This window comes from Rhizobium quercicola (genome assembly GCF_021168455.1).
Taxonomy (GTDB): Bacteria; Pseudomonadota; Alphaproteobacteria; order Rhizobiales; family Rhizobiaceae; genus Ferranicluibacter; species Ferranicluibacter quercicola.
The window spans coordinates 269,463-284,425 of the sequence record NZ_JAJOZR010000005.1 but is presented as its reverse complement, the minus strand read 5'-3'; the positions used below and the strand labels follow the sequence as shown (position 1 = coordinate 284,425).

Here is a 14,963-nt window from a genome sequence, read left to right as displayed (position 1 = left end):
TTGTAGACTAAAGGGTTTGATGGCAGATGCAGCCGGCAGGGCGCCGGCTTGCAGGCGGCCCCGCGGAACCGGAGCGCCTGCGGCCCGGACCGTTCCCGGGGGCTATGTTCGACACCAACCCAGCGAGGTACGAGCGATGATGGCCATCCTGAAATCGAGCATCGAGGCATTTCGAAGCAACGGCTTCCCCGGCATCGGGGCCGGTGCGGCACAGACCCGCATATCCCTCGGCGAGCGTGAGGTCTCCGAGCGGAGCGGGCAGGAGACGGACGGCGACGAGCGGCGATCCTCGCATCGCTCCGAAGAGATGTTCTACTGGGGCATGGCAGGCGGGCCATGGTACTAGGCGCCTGTTCCCGGGAACGCGCCTGTTTTGGGCGGCATCCCGGATGACGAGGGTCGAGCGTGCAGGCCCGATCCCGGCCCGGACCCCAGGGCCACCCGGTTCTGCGGTCCAGGTGCTCATCGTTCCCGGTCTTTTCGGGTCCGGCGACGGGCACTGGCAGAGGATCTGGCACGCGGACAGGCCGCAGACGCGCATGCTGCAGCAGGCGGACTGGGAGCATCCGGACCTCGAAACCTGGCTCGCGGCAATGGATGCGGCGGTCGAGGCGGCCGGCGAGACCTATATCATCGCGCACAGCCTCGGCTGCCTGCTGACGGCCCATCTCGGTCAGCGCCCGTCGGCGCGGCGTGTCAGGGGTGCTTTTCTCGTTGCGCCCTGCGATCTCCGGCGGACCGAGGCGCTGCATCCGGCACGTCTGTCCTTCGCCGCGCCGCCGGCGATGCCCTTGCCCTTTCCTAGCCTCATCATCGGCAGCCTCGATGATCCCTACATGGCGCCGGGCGAGCTCGATCGGCTGCGGGACGATCTCGAATCGCCGCTTCATACGATCGGCGCTGCCGGCCATATCAACATCGCCAGCGGCTATGGCCGATGGGCACAGGGCTATGCGCTGTTCGATGCCTTCAGGGCGGATGTCGAGGGCGGCGCGATGGTGGACGCGCAGCCGGCTTTCGCCGAGCGATCCGCCGCCTACCGTTAGCGCCGCGCCGGATAGCCGCAGGCCTTCGGCCCCGGCCCGTCTTCCCTGAAGCCGGATCGCGCGCTAGATCTGCGCCCATTCGACGTCGCGCTTCCCTCGCTGTCGCGCCGATCGGCATGGCCGCGTCCGGACGGCGCGGACGCAGAAAGAGGCAGACGATGAGGCATTCCGTGCAATCTTCCCGAACCGCCGCGCTGTCCCGCATTCGGGCCGCGGGCACGATCGCCCTTGCGACCGGCCTTGCTATCGCCGCAGGACCGGCCGCGGCGCATGTCACCATTGCCGCGAAGGGCGTGAAGGCCGGGCAGACGGCGACCTTCGTGCTGAAGATTCCGCATGGCTGCGCCGGTGCGGCGACGACCGGTCTGCGGGTCGCCGTGCCCGGCGTTCTCTCCGCCATCGCGCCGCAGGACAAGCCCGGTTGGACGGCGGTGGTGACACCCGCCGGCGAAGGAACCGGAGCGAGCGCGAAACGGGCGCAGATCGCCTGGACCGGCGGCACGATCGCCGCGGCCGAGCACGCGGAGTTCGCCTTCACGGCCAAGGTCGCCGCGGATGCGAAGGGCCGGGTCTATGTCCCGATCGTCCAGCAGTGCGGCGATGCGGCCGAGCGGTGGATCGACCTTCCTGCAGGTCCGGAGGCTGGCGAACCCGGCAAGCCGGCTCCGGCTTTCGATGTGAAACCCTGATCCGCCGGTGTCGCACCCGGAGAGCCGGCATCGCGGAGCACCGCACCTTTATGACGCGTCTGCAGGGGCAGCGGGACCGCGCTTCGTCGGTCTCGGCGTTCCGATTGGTTTGCCAGCGCCGCACCTGGACGCAAGCAGCATGAGCGCTCTGGCCTGCACCCGGGCTGTCATGATGCGTCGCAACCGGCTTGTGTCCCGCCTCGTCGTAATCCTGACATGGCTGCTGCTTCTCTTGGCGAGCGCCGGGAACGCCTTCGCGCATGCACAGCTCGTCGCGTCCGATCCGGCGGATGGTGCGGTTCTCGAGGCTTCGCCACATCAGATCGTGCTGACCTTCTCAGAGCCGGTCGATCCCCTCGTTTTCCGGCTGAGCGATCCTGCGGGACAGGTGGATGTGCTGCCCGTGGCCGGCTCCGGCTCGGGCGTGACGCGGCTCGTCGTGGCGCTTCCCGCCGGGCTTGTTGCCGGCACGCACAGCCTGTCGTGGCGCGTGACGTCCGCGGACGGACATCCGATCGGCGGCGGGTTGCTGTTTTCGGTCGGCAGAGCCAATGCGAGCGGGCCGGGGAGGGCATCGGCGATCGACCCGTTGACGTCGGCCGGTCTCTGGGCGTCCCGCCTGCTGGCCATGGCCGGGCTCGTCATGGGTGTCGGCGGTGCGGGATGGGTGGCGCTGTTTTTTCGAGAGCGTCATCTGCGCGGAGAGGCCGGTTCGCTCGGGTCCGCGCGCGTTGCGCTCTTCCTTTGGCTCGGCATTGCCGCGACGCCGGTCTGGATCGCATGTCAGGGCTTCGATGCTCTCGGAGAGGCGCCGGTGGCGTGGGTCCCGGCGGCGGTCTGGTCCGCCGGTCTCGCGGCCACCGCCTATGGCCGGGCCGCGGTGATCGGTGCCGCAGCCATGGTCGCGGCACTCGTGTCGCTTCGGATCCGCCATGTTCGTCTTCGCCTGGGACTTGCCGGGCTTGGCTTCGCGCTGGCGGCCCTTGCGACCGCGGCGGCGGGGCACGCCGTGACGGCGCCGCCGCGGTTTGCGACCCTTCCTGCCGTCGTTCTGCATATGCTTTCCGCCATGGCCTGGATCGGCGGTCTCCTGCCGCTTCTGGCAGCGCTGCGTGGTTCCAGCCGACCGTCTCCGGTGGGGTATCCCGATCGTGCGGCGCTTCTTCTGTTCTCGCGTCTCATCCCGCTCGTTCTCTCGGTGCTCGTTGCCTCGGGCCTGCTGCTCGCGATCGTGCAGGTGCAGACGCTGTCGAACCTGTGGGCGACCGCCTATGGCCAGGTGTTGCTCATCAAACTGGCCATCGTCGCGCTTCTGGTTCTGCTGGCGGCGGCGAACCGGTTTCTCTGGAGCCGCCCTGCGGCAGAGGGGTCGTCCGGCGCCCTGTGGCGTCTCCGGCGCAGCATCGTCGCGGAGGTCGTGCTCGGCACGCTGGTGCTCGCCGTCCTCGGCCTCTGGCGCTTCACGCCGCCACCGCGAGCACTCGCGTCGTCGGTCCCGCCCGTTCAGGAGCGGCAGGTGGCCGAACAGGGGCTGATGGCGACCCTCTCGATCGCGCCGGCACGAACGGGGCCGGTGCGTATATCCCTGCAGGATCTGATGTTCGACGGGCAATCCATCGATCCGCTGTCGATCACGGTGGAACTCGACAATCCCGTCAGCGGCGTCGGGCCTTTCACGCGCGCGGCGCGGCGCGGCGGAGACGGGGTTTTTCAGGCGGAGGGCTTCGTGCTGCCGGTCGGGGGCGCTTGGACCGTGCGCGTGACCGTGCTGGTGGACGACTTCACCTCCGTCACGATGGCGAGCCGCTTCGATATCGCCGCGCCGTGATCCTCCGCATGCAGCATGGCGGCGCTCTGTAGAAACAGCGGCTTACGAAGCGTCCAGAATGAGTTTGCGCGACCGGCCGAGACTTTGGACCAAATTTCTCCGCCAGCGCCGATCGGCAGGCCATCCTTCGTTGCTTCATATGTCGGCATTTGCAATTTTTCAGGGCACTCTCTAAAGCGTCCTCCTCCCAAGAGCGAAAGCAGACCCGTCATGAAGAATACCTTGGCCGCCCTCATCGAAAAGACCGCCTTCACCCGGCGCGCCGGCCTGGCGCTCGCCGCATCCGCCGCCGTTGCCGCTTTCGTCTCCGTCGGGCCGGCACCGGCTCTGGCGCAGGACAAGACCTCCGTGAAGGTCGGGATCATGAGCGGCGAGGACGAGGATGTCTGGCGCGTCGTCGTGGCCGAAGCCGGCAAGAAGGGCCTGTCGGTCGAAACCGTCGTCTTCAACGACTATACCCAGCCGAACGAGGCGCTGGAGCGCGGCGAAATCGACGCCAATGCCTTCCAGCATCTTCCCTATCTTGAAAACCAGATCAAGCAGCACGGCTACAAGATCACGCCTGCCGGCTACACCGGCGTCTGGCCGATCGGCGTCTATTCGCGCAAGGCCTCCAAGATCGCGGATCTTGCGGAAGGCGCCGTGATCGGCGTGCCGAACGATCCGTCGAACGAGGGCCGCGCCCTGCGCGTGCTGCAGAACGAAGGCCTCATCAAGCTGAAGGACGGCACGGGCATTCTCGCGACGATCACCGATATCGAGGAAAACCCGAAGAAGATCGAGATCAAGGAGCTGGATGCCGGGATCGTCGGCCGCTCCATCGACGATCTCGACGCGGCTGTCGTCAACACCGACTGGGCGCTGAAGAGCGGCCTAACGCCGGACAACCGGATCGCGCAGGAGCCCGTGGACGGCAACCCCTACCGCAACTTCATCGCGGTCAAGGAAGACCAGAAGGATGCGCCCTGGGTGAAGACGCTGGTCTCGTCCTACCAGAATGAGACGGTGAAAGCCGAGTTCGACCGTGTGTACAAGGGCACGGGCATCAGCGCATACTAACGCTCACAGCGTCGAAGACGAGAAACGGCTCGCGGCCCCGGCTGCCGCGAGCCGTTCGCCGTTGCGGCGAGGAAGGACCTGAGAATGACCATCACTGCCAGCGCGATCGCCAGGAACGTCTTGGCGGACGCTGACCGCCGGGAGACGTCCGGCACCGACCGGCGCGCCGAGGGCACTGCGGAGGCACCCGTCGTGCGGCTCGACGGCGTCTTCCGCCATTTCGGCGAGACGGCGGCGCTCGACGGCATTTCGCTTTCGGTGCGCAAGGGCGAGGTGCTCGGCATCATCGGCCGCAGCGGGGCCGGCAAGTCGACGCTGATCCGCTGCCTGAACGGGCTGGAACGCCCGGATCGCGGGTCGATCAAGATCGAGGGCCGGGACATTACCGGACTTTCGGAAGCCGAGCTTCAGCCCGTGCGCCGCCGTATCGGCATGATTTTCCAGCACTTCAACCTGCTCTCGGCCAAAACGGTGGCGGAAAACGTCATGCTGCCGCTGAAGATCGAGGGCATGCCCCGCGCCGAGCGACGCAAGCGCGCGGCGGATCTGCTCGATCTCGTCGGCCTCTCGGCCAAGGCCGATGCCTACCCTTCGGCGCTGTCCGGCGGGCAGAAGCAGCGGGTCGGCATCGCCCGGGCGCTGGCGGCGCGGCCGGCGCTCCTGCTGTCCGACGAGGCGACATCGGCGCTCGATCCCGAGACGACGGCGTCGATCCTGGCACTCCTGAAGGACATCAACACGCGGCTCGGCCTGACGATTCTGCTCATCACCCATGAGATGGAGGTCGTGCGCGGCGTCGCCGACCGTGTCGCGGTCATCGATGCCGGGAAGATCGTGGAGGATGGGCCGGTCTGGTCGGTGTTCTCCGATCCGAAGGCGGCGACCACGAAGAGCCTGCTCGGCGCCATCCGACCAAGCCTGCCGCCCGCCATCGGCACAGCCCTCGCGGCGAGCGGCGAGACGGTTCTCAGCGTCGATCTGGTCGGCCCGGAGGCGGCGACGCTGCTTCCCGCGCTCTCCATCGAGCTCGGTGCGCCCATTCGCCTCGTGCATGGCGGCATCGATCATATCCAGGGGCAGTCGGTCGGCCGCTTCTTCATCACGCTTGCCCCCGGCACCTCGCTGCCGCAGGCGATCGCTTTTCTGACGCGCCACGGCGCCCATGTGGAGACCGCGGGTCATGTCGCCGATCATGTTTGACCTTCTGATGCGGTCCCTCTGGGAGACCGTGCTGATGACGCTCGCCTCCGGCGTCATCTCGCTGGTCGCCGGCTTGCCGCTCGGCCTTGCCCTCGTCATGACCGGCAAGGGCGGCATATCGGAAAACCTGTGGGTCAACCGCGTGCTCGGCGCCGTCGTCAACGGTTTCCGCTCGGTGCCGTTCATCATTCTCCTCGTCGCGCTGATCCCCGTCACGCGCTTCATCGTCGGTAGCTCGATCGGAACCTGGGCGGCGATCGTACCGCTTTCCATCGCCGCGACGCCCTATTACGCGCGGATCGCGGAGGTGTCGCTGCGCGAGGTCGATCGCGGGCTCATCGAGGCGGTGCGCTCCATGGGCGGCAATCGCTGGACGATCGTGCGCGAGGTGCTGCTGCCCGAGGCGCTGCCCGGCATCGTCGCCGGCTTCACCGTCACGCTCGTCACGCTGATCGGCGCCTCGGCCATGGCCGGCGCCATCGGTGCCGGCGGGCTCGGCGATCTCGCGATCCGCTATGGCTACCAACGCTTCGAGACCACGGTCATGGTCGCGGTCGTCGTCGTCCTCATCGTGCTCGTCTGCGCCATCCAGTGGCTGGGCGACCGTCTGGTCGATCGCCTGGACCATCGCTGACGCCTTTCCCGTTTTCGCTTCAAGGCCCGGCGTGTCGGCGCCGGGCGCACCCCTAGGAAGTGTCCATGTCCAAGCAGATGCATCTCGGCGCCTTCATGCGGCCTGTCAGCCTGCACACCGGCGCCTGGCGCTATCCGGGATCCGCACCGGATGCGAATTTCAGCTTCAGCCACCTGAAGCGTTTCGCGCAGACGCTGGAGGCGGCGAAATTCGACGCCTTCTTCATGGCCGACCACCTTGCCGTGCTCAACATGCCGGTGGAGGCGCTGAAGCGCAGCCACACGGTGACGTCGTTCGAGCCCTTCACGCTGCTCTCCGCCCTGGCCGCCGTCACCGAACGGATCGGCCTCGTCGCCACGGCCTCGACCACCTTCGATGCGCCCTATCATATCGCCCGGCGCTTCGCCTCGCTCGATCACATCAGCGACGGCCGGGCCGGCTGGAACATCGTCACGACGTCCAATCCGGATGCCGCGCTGAATTTCGGCCTCGACGAGCATGTGGAGCATGGCGAGCGCTATTGCCGCGCACGCGAGTTCTTCGACGTCGTCACCGGCCTCTGGGACAGTTTTGCCGACGACGCCTTCCTGCGCGATCAGGAAAGCGGGCTGTTCTTCGACCCCGAGCGGATGCATGTGCTCGACCATCACGGGCCGAGCCTGAACGTGCGCGGCCCGCTCAATATCGCCCGCCCGCCGCAGGGCTGGCCCGTCATCGTGCAGGCGGGACAATCCGAGCCCGGCCGCCAGCTGGCCGCGGAAACGGCGGAGGTCATCTTCGCCGCGCCGCGCGATCTCGCCGGCGGGCAGGAGCTTTTCGCCGATATCAAAGGGCGGCAGGACGCGCTCGGCCGGTCGCGCGATCATCTGAAGATCCTGCCGGCCGCCTTCATCGTCCTCGGCGACACGATCGCGGAGGCGAAGGCCAAGCGTGCGCTGCTCGACGGTCTGGTCCATTTCGAAAGCGGCATCGCCTCGCTGTCGATCGCGCTCGGTCTCGATGCCTCGGGCTTTGACCTCGATGCGCCGCTGCCGCGCGATCTTCCCGACACCAACGCCAGCAAGACGGGCCGCCAGCAGGTGCTGAAGCTGGCCGAAACCGAGGGGCTGACCGTGCGGCAGCTGGCGCAGCGCTATGGCGGCTACTCCGGCCTTGCCTTCGTCGGAACGCCGGAAAGCGTGGCCGACGAGATGGAGACCTGGATCGACGCGGAAGGCTCGGATGGCTTCAACGTGGTCTTTCCCTACCTGCCGCAAGGGCTGGACGACGTGGCGCACCGGCTCGTTCCCGAACTCCAGCGGCGCGGCCGGTTCCGGACGGCGTATGACGGCACGACGCTGCGCGATCATCTCGGCCTGCCGCGGCCCGACAACCGCTTCTTCCCGACCCGCTAACCGCGCGCAGCAAGGTCAGGTTTCCTCGATGCGTCGCTGGTCGTCGGGCAGAACGGCGAGTTCGCGCCAGTCGATCTCTTCCAGGAGCAGATTGTACTCGTCGACATTGAGGCGGTTGCCGGTTCGCAGTCGCTCCAGTGCCGTTCGCTGGGCGTCGATCGCTTCCAGCGCCAGCGCGCGATAGGTCTGCAGCGCCTCCGCACCTTCGGTATCGGCCAGTGCGGCCCGTTCGATGGCGAACTTGGTCCGCACCAGCTCGGCCTCCCGTCCTGTCCGGTCGCCGATCCGGTCGAGCCCGGCCGAGGCGATCTCGAGCCGGAAACCGGTCATGTCGCGGGCGCCCTGTTCGCGCCGGTCGAGGCCGAGCAGCCGGATCAGCGGTGCGAGCGTCAGGCCCTGGAGGACGAGGGTCGCAAGCACCACAGCGAAGGCGGCCAGCAGCACGAGATCTCTCTGCGGGAAATCGGAGGGCAGCGCGAAAGCCGTCGCCAGCGTGACGAGGCCGCGCATGCCGCACCAGGCCGCCAGGACCGACTGGCGCACATCCGTCGGCTCCTCGTCCCGCAGCAAGGCATTGCGAACGCGGTTGAAGCCGATGCAGATGACGAACCGGACCACGACGACGGTGACCACAACGGCGGCGATGAAGCTCGAGGCATGCAGCAGTCTCTCGGTCGTCATGCCACCGATGATATCGCGCACCTGCATGCCCATCAGCAGAAAGGCCATGACGTTGAGCACGAAGACGACCGCGCTCCAGACAGCATAGGACTGCACGCGCATGCGGGCCGAGGAGCGGCTGGTGCTGCTGGCCGCGATGGTCATGGCGAAGGCGACGATGGCGAGCACGGCCGACAGGCCGAGATGTTCGGCGACGATCCAGAGAAGGAATGTCTGGACGAACTGCAGGAGGTTGCCGCCGAGCGTTCCCGCGACGTAGCCGGTGACGCGGGCGGAAAGCCAGGCCGCGGCCATGCCGAGCAGGATGCCGCCCGGTGCCGCAACGGCGAAATGCAGCGCGACCGTCGGCCCGAGACCGCCGGACGTCTGCACCGACAAGGCTGCGCCGAAGATCAGCAGGGCGGCCGCGTCGTTGAACAGGCTTTCGCCCCGCAGAACGGCATCCGTGCTGCGGGGAATGGACATGCCGGAGAGAACGGCGGTCGCGGCCGCGGCATCCGGCGGCGCGACGATGGCGCCGAGCACGAGGGCGGCGGCGACGGGCAGGCCGGCATAGGACCAGCCGATGAAGGCGACGGCGGCGGCGGTCGCCACGACGCCGCCGACCGCAAAGACGATCAAGGCCGCCCAGTAACGCCGCGCGGTGTTGACCGGAAAATCGAAGGCGGCATCCATGAGGGCCGGCGCGATGAACAAAGCGAGCGCCGTTTCGGGCTCCAGCGCGATATAGGGAACGCCCGGCACCAGCGCCGCCGCAACGCCGGCCATGGCCAGCATCGAGGGATACGGCACCGACAGCCGCCGCGACACCTGCAGGAGGGCGATGGCGACGAGAAGGAGGACGAGGAGGCTTTCGAAGAAGTTCATCGGTCTTGCGTCATCCCCCGATGTCCTCTTCGCCGACGTGTACCGCAGGCCGCCCACCGCATGTGGCCGGCTTGGCGTGATGTCAGCACCGACTTTGCCTCAGCCGCCGTCGGTGGTCCAGAGCAGGACTGTCGGGAAAGAGCGTTTCCGCAAGGTTGCGAGCGCGGCGGGCACCTATTTCATCAGGCCTGCGGCCCGCAGGGCGTTCTCGATGACGTCCTTCACGCTTTCCGGCTTGACGTTTTCCGGTCTGCCGGGCGTGGCAGCAGAGGCCCCGGTTCCGGCCGATACGGCGGGGCGCGCCTTCTTCTCGAAGGAGGGGATGATGCCCCAGTTGCGGGCGATGTGGACCGTCGAGGCGATGCCGACATCCAGCATATAGGGGGCGGCTTCGCCGTAACCGCTCTGCGGATCGAGCGGCGTGCCATGGCCCATGCCGTGCACGAGGAACAGATCCAGCACTTCGCGCCCGGTCTTGTCCACCCAGATGTGCCGCTCCTGCCCATCCACGGTTTCGACCCGTTCCGGACGTTCGACGACGCCGAGCGCGCCGCGCCACTGGTCGATGAGCGCGCCGGCATTGGCGTCGGCGACGGTGGTGTCCGCCGTGCCCTGCCAGATCGAGACGGTCGGCCAGGGGCCCTTGTGCGGGGAGGCGGCGGAGAGCCGCGCCTGCAGCCCGTCCACGTCCGGCAGGCCATGGCCGCGCATGCGGTCGAAGGCTTCGGGCACGCTGCCGGCGACGCCATGGGGCAGGCCGGCGATGATCGCGCCGCCGGCGAAGATCTCGGGATAGGTGGCGAGCAGCGCGTTCGCCATGGCCCCGCCGGCCGACAGGCCGGTGACATAAACGCGGCGCGGATCGACCCCGTGATCGGAGATCATCGTGGCGATCATCTCCCGGATCGAGAGAACCTCGCCCGATCCGCGCGTCACGTCGGGTTTCGAGAACCAGTTGAAGCAGAGATTGCCGTTGTTGCCGCGGCTCTGCTCGGGGAACAGCACGGCGAAACCGTAATCCTCTGCCAGCGCCGACCAGCCGGAGCCGCGATCGTAGCCGGCGGCATTCTGGGTGCAGCCGTGCAGCACGACGACCAGAGGCGGCGCGGTCTTTGTCTTTTCAGGCGCGCGGTACCAGGCGGTGAGCGCACCGGGATTGCTGCCGACGATCTCGAGCGGCTGCAAACCGGACGTGGCTGGCTGCAGGCCGTCCGGGCGTACCTTGAGGCGCGCCAGACGTTCGATCGTGTCGGATAATTTTCGCATGGGCCGTCTCCAGCTCTGGGCCGGACCCGGGACATGTGGGGTGGCGCATGGTGCAGTGCACAACAGATGGGATGCCATCATGGCGAGACAAGGGCACCGGTGGTCCCGCGTCCGTATTTACGACAATTCTAATACAGTGTCGATGACCCGCAGGAAGATGCGCGCGCCGCGCTCGATCAGCACATCCGGAAAATCGTAATCGGGATTGTGCAGTGCCGGATGTGTCTCGCCGCTGCCGAGAAACAGCATGGCCGAGGGGCCGCAGGCGGCGAACCGGCCAAAATCCTCCGAAGCCCGCATCGGGAGCCCGGCCTCGTCGTGGTCGATGCCCTCGTCGGTCAAAGCCTGCCGCAGATGCGCGACGGCTTCCGGCGCGTTTTCGCAATGATGGAAGATGTCTTCATAGTGGTAGGAAAGGGTCAACCTTTCCTGCGCTGCCGTCTCGGAGATCAGAGCTTCGGCGCGGGCGCAGAGGTCGGACATGCCGGCATCCGTGAGCGTGCGCAGCGTCGCCCAGACGTCCGCGCGGCCGGGCGCGATGCCGAAGGCCGGTTCACCGAGGACGGCATGGGTCAGCGTCACCATGGCGAAATCCGCCGAGGGAAACGCGCCTCTGCCCAGTTCCGTCAGCTGCGGCATCAGGCGGGAGACGGCCTGCATCGGGGAGATGCCCGTCTCGGGCATGGAGGCATGCGCCGTCTTGCCATCGAGACGGATGCGCAGGCCGCGCGAGGCGCAGTTGACGGGGCCAGTGGCGAGCGCGACATGGCCGAGCGGCAGGCCCGGCAGGTTGTGCAGCGAAAAGGACAGATCCGGCCGGATGTCGGCGAAGGCGGGATCGGCAAGCACGGCGGCCGCGCCCGCGCCGGTTTCCTCGGCCGGCTGGAACATCAGCACCACGCGCCCGCGGACGGGCCGCCGCCGGGCAAGGCCGCGGCCGAGCGCTGCGAGGATCGCCATATGTCCGTCATGCCCGCAAAGGTGTCCCTTACCGGGACTGTCGGAGCGGTGCGGGGCATCGGAGATTTCGGGGATCGGCAAGGCGTCCAGCTCGCAACGGAACAGCAGCGTCGGCCCCGTTTCGACGCCTGAAAACACAGCCGCCACGCCATGGCCGCCAAGGCCGGTGATCACCCGGTCGGGCTTGAGGGCCGCCAGATGCACCTGCACCCGCGCTGCCGTTTCCCGTTCCTCGCCCGAGAGCTCCGGGTGTCGGTGCAGATCGTGCCGAAAGGCCACGAGCTCGACCAGATCCCTCTCCGTCAGAAACATGCAGGCTCTCCCGTTCGATACCGGGCCATCATATCGTGTGGAGGCTGCGCGACAATGCTCAAGGTGCAAACCGGCTAGCCGATGTTCGCGCGTCCGAAACGGGCGGAAAACTCGGGCATGTCCGTCTCCGGTGGCGCATCGGCGAAATCGTCGAGGATCGGGCAATCCGGCCGGGCGTCGCCGTGGCAGTTGCTGGCGAGATGGCGCAGCGTCGCGGTCATCGCGGCGATGGCAGCGGCCTTGCGGTCGAGTTCGGCGATGTGCTCGAGCGCGATCGCCTTCACGTCGCCGCTGGCGCGCGCGCGATCATGCCAGAGTGCCAGCAGGGTCTTCATCTGCTCGACGGAAAAACCGAGATCGCGGGCGCGACGGATGAAGCGCAGCGTGTGCACGTCGGTGTCGGCGTAGGTGCGATATTGCGCCTCGCTGCGATGCGCGGGGGCGATCAGGCCGATCTGCTCGTAGTAGCGGATCATCTTTGCGGAGACGCCGGAGGCTCTGGAGGCTTCGCCGATATTCATGATGGCATCCTGTGCGGCAGGGTCGCGGGGGAGAAGCGGCGCAGCCGCAAGGCGTTGCCGAGGACGAAGACGCTGGAAAGGCTCATGGCGCCGGCGGCAAGCATGGGAGACAGCAGCGTGCCGCTTACGGGGTAGAGGATGCCCGCGGCCACCGGCACGAGGCCGACATTGTAGGCGAAAGCCCAGAACAGGTTCTGGCGGATGTTGCGGATCGTCGCCATGCTGATCGCGATGGCGCGCGGCACGCCGGCGAGATCGCCCGACATCAGCACCACATCGGCGCTTTCCATGGCAATGTCGGTTCCCGTCCCGAGCGCGATGCCGATATCGGCTTCCGACAAAGCCGGCGCGTCGTTGATGCCGTCGCCGACGAAGGCGACACGGGCGTCTTTCCGCAGCGCCCGTACCGCCTCGACCTTGCCGCCCGGCAGGACGTCCGCCACCACCTCGTCGATGCCGAGCGCGCGGGCTATAGCATGGGCGGTGCGGCTGTTGTCGCCGGTGATCATCACCACCTTGAGGCCCTCGGCCTTCAGGGCCGCGATGGCCAAGGCGCTGCTGTCCTTGACCGGATCGGACACGGCGATCACGGCTGCCAGCCGGCCGCCGATGGCCGCATAAAGCGGCGACTTGCCGGCATCGCCAAGCTCGGCCGCCTGCGCGGCAAGCGCGGAAACGTCGATGCCGCCCTCGCGCATGGCACGGTCGGAGCCGACCAGCACGATCTCTCCGTCGATGGTGCCTTCGATGCCGGAGCCGGGCAGGGCGGCGACGTCGGTGATGTCCGCCAAGGGGATGCCGTCCCGCTCGGCCGAGGCGACGATGGCGGCGGCGATCGGGTGCTCGGACCGCGCCTCCAGGCTCGCGATCCGCCGAAGCACGACGGCCCGCTCGAAGCCGGGCATCAGGATGAAATCGGTAAGCGTCGGATTTCCTCGTGTCAGCGTTCCCGTCTTGTCGAAAGCGATGACCTCGACATCGCGCAGGGCCTGTAGCGCATCGCCCTTGCGAAAGAGGATGCCGAGTTCGGCCGCACGTCCGGTGCCGACCATGATGGAGGTCGGCGTCGCCAGCCCCATGGCGCAGGGGCAGGCGATGATGAGGACGGCGACGGCGTTGATCGTCGCATGGGCGAGCGACGGCGTCGGCCCGAAGATGAGCCATGCCGCGAAGGTCAGGAGCGCTGCGGCAAGCACCGCGGGCACGAAGCGCGCTGTGATGCGGTCCACCATCGCCTGAATCGGCAGCTTCGCCCCTTGCGCCGTCTCGACCATGCGGATGATCTGCGACAGCAGCGTGTCTGCTCCGGTCTTCGTCACGACGAAGGTGAAGGTGCCCGTGCCGTTGATCGTGCCGCCGACGACGGATGCGCCTTCGGAGACCGCGACGGGCAGAGGCTCTCCGGTCATCATCGACTGATCGACCAGCGAGCGCCCCTCCACGACCTCGCCATCGACGGGGATTTTCTCGCCGGGGCGGATCAGCACACGATCGCCGGGCTTGACCGCGCCGATAGCGACCTCCACGACGCCCTCCGCCCGGACCACACGCGCGGTGCGCGCCTGAAGACCCATCAGCCGGCGGATCGCCTGACCGGTGCGACCTTTCGCGCGCGCTTCCAGCATCCGGCCGAGCAGGATGAGCGTGACGATGACGGCTGCGGCTTCGAAATAGACATTGTCGGTGCCCGGCGGCAGCACGGATGGCATGAAGGTGGCGACAACGGAGTAGGACCAGGCGGCCGAGGTGCCGAGCACGACCAGCGCATTCATATCGGGCGCAAGCCGCAGCAGGTTGGGCACCCCCTTGCGGAAGAAGGTGAGGCCGGGCCCGAAGAGAACCAGCGTCGCCAGCACGAATTGCAGACGGCGGCTCATGTCCATGCCGAGCGTCGCCATCACAGCGTCGTGGATAGCGGGCACGACATGCGAGCCCATTTCGAGCAGGAAGAGCGGCAGGGTGAGCACGGCGGCAATGGTGAAGGCGCGGGCGAGCCGTCTGGCTTCCCGCGACTGGCGGTCGCCGGCGTCCGTCTCCGGCTGGCCCTCGGCCTGCGGCCGCACGGCGTAACCGGCTTTGACAATGGCGGCCTCGATCGCGGCGATATCCGTACCCTCGACCAGCCGGACGGTCGCGGTTTCCGTCGCCAGATTGACGCTGGCCTCCTGCACGCCGGGCACGGCCGCCAGCGCCTTTTCCACCCGCGCCACACAGGATGCGCAGCTCATGCCCTCGATGGGAAAGGCGTGGGTGGCAAGCCTTGGCGTATAGCCGGCGGTCTCAATTGCCGCGACGATTCTTTTCGGCTCAAGGGCCGCGTCATGGGTCACGGTTGCCCGCTCCGTCGCGAGGTTGACGCTGGCGCCAACCACGCCGGGCACGGCGGCAATGGCCTTTTCGACCCGGGCCACGCAGGAGGCGCAACGCATGCCGTCGATGGCGAAGCTCGTCGTCTTCGAGGCTGTGAGAGGTGGTTGAAGCGGGGTATGGGCGGTCATAGTGAGCA

General features: G+C 67.8%; 13 protein-coding genes. 8 read left to right on the top strand and 5 right to left on the bottom strand.

Annotated features, from left to right (window positions below; translation table 11 throughout):
• Positions 1-136 precede the first annotated feature (136 nt).
• The 8 genes from LRX75_RS09800 to LRX75_RS09765 all read left to right on the top strand — a co-directional run bounded on the left by LRX75_RS09800 (position 137) and on the right by LRX75_RS09765 (position 7,850).
• Positions 137-346 carry a hypothetical protein gene (locus tag LRX75_RS09800; RefSeq protein WP_231813857.1) on the top strand — a complete coding sequence of 70 codons (210 nt, stop codon included), beginning with the start codon at positions 137-139 and terminating at the stop codon, positions 344-346.
• Between the two features lie 112 nt (positions 347-458).
• A complete protein-coding gene (locus LRX75_RS09795; RefSeq protein ID WP_231813856.1) occupies positions 459-1,046 on the top strand; it encodes an RBBP9/YdeN family alpha/beta hydrolase in 588 nt (195 codons plus the stop codon).
• Between the two features lie 170 nt (positions 1,047-1,216).
• Entirely contained in the window at positions 1,217-1,735 is a 519-nt protein-coding gene (locus LRX75_RS09790) for a DUF1775 domain-containing protein (protein ID WP_231813855.1), read from the top strand.
• Between the two features lie 139 nt (positions 1,736-1,874).
• Complete coding sequence (locus LRX75_RS09785; RefSeq protein ID WP_231813854.1) at positions 1,875-3,563, top strand: copper resistance CopC/CopD family protein; 1,689 nt, start codon at positions 1,875-1,877, stop codon at positions 3,561-3,563.
• A gap of 210 nt (positions 3,564-3,773) precedes the next feature.
• The gene (locus tag LRX75_RS09780; protein ID WP_231813853.1) at positions 3,774-4,622 is read left to right on the top strand and encodes a MetQ/NlpA family lipoprotein; all 849 of its coding nucleotides are present in this window, start codon (positions 3,774-3,776) and stop codon (positions 4,620-4,622) included.
• A gap of 84 nt (positions 4,623-4,706) precedes the next feature.
• Positions 4,707-5,822 carry a methionine ABC transporter ATP-binding protein gene (locus LRX75_RS09775; RefSeq protein ID WP_231813852.1) on the top strand — a complete coding sequence of 372 codons (1,116 nt, stop codon included), beginning with the start codon at positions 4,707-4,709 and terminating at the stop codon, positions 5,820-5,822.
• A complete protein-coding gene (locus LRX75_RS09770) occupies positions 5,803-6,456 on the top strand; it encodes a methionine ABC transporter permease (RefSeq protein WP_231813850.1) in 654 nt (217 codons plus the stop codon). Before LRX75_RS09775 ends, LRX75_RS09770 begins: the two co-directional genes overlap by 20 nt.
• A 65-nt stretch (positions 6,457-6,521) precedes the next feature.
• Complete coding sequence (locus tag LRX75_RS09765) at positions 6,522-7,850, top strand: LLM class flavin-dependent oxidoreductase (RefSeq protein WP_269456133.1); 1,329 nt, start codon at positions 6,522-6,524, stop codon at positions 7,848-7,850.
• Between the two features lie 15 nt (positions 7,851-7,865).
• Here LRX75_RS09765 and LRX75_RS09760 read toward each other — a convergent pair whose 3' ends face one another.
• The 5 genes from LRX75_RS09760 to LRX75_RS09740 all read right to left on the bottom strand — a co-directional run bounded on the left by LRX75_RS09760 (position 7,866) and on the right by LRX75_RS09740 (position 14,955).
• Positions 7,866-9,398 carry a cation:proton antiporter gene (locus tag LRX75_RS09760; RefSeq protein WP_231813846.1) on the bottom strand — a complete coding sequence of 511 codons (1,533 nt, stop codon included), beginning with the start codon at positions 9,396-9,398 and terminating at the stop codon, positions 7,866-7,868.
• Between the two features lie 174 nt (positions 9,399-9,572).
• Positions 9,573-10,664, bottom strand: a complete 1,092-nt coding sequence (locus tag LRX75_RS09755) for an extracellular catalytic domain type 1 short-chain-length polyhydroxyalkanoate depolymerase (RefSeq protein WP_231813844.1) — start codon at positions 10,662-10,664, stop codon at positions 9,573-9,575.
• A 117-nt stretch (positions 10,665-10,781) separates the two neighbouring features.
• Positions 10,782-11,936 (bottom strand): amidohydrolase, encoded by a 1,155-nt coding sequence (locus LRX75_RS09750; RefSeq protein WP_231813842.1) that lies wholly within the window; start codon positions 11,934-11,936, stop codon positions 10,782-10,784.
• Positions 11,937-12,010: 74 nt separating this feature from the next.
• On the bottom strand, positions 12,011-12,457 hold the full coding sequence (cueR, locus tag LRX75_RS09745; protein WP_231813840.1) for a Cu(I)-responsive transcriptional regulator: 447 nt from the start codon (positions 12,455-12,457) through the stop codon (positions 12,011-12,013).
• Entirely contained in the window at positions 12,454-14,955 is a 2,502-nt protein-coding gene (locus LRX75_RS09740) for a heavy metal translocating P-type ATPase (protein WP_231813838.1), read from the bottom strand. Before LRX75_RS09740 ends, cueR begins: the two co-directional genes overlap by 4 nt.
• Positions 14,956-14,963: the final 8 nt, after the last annotated feature.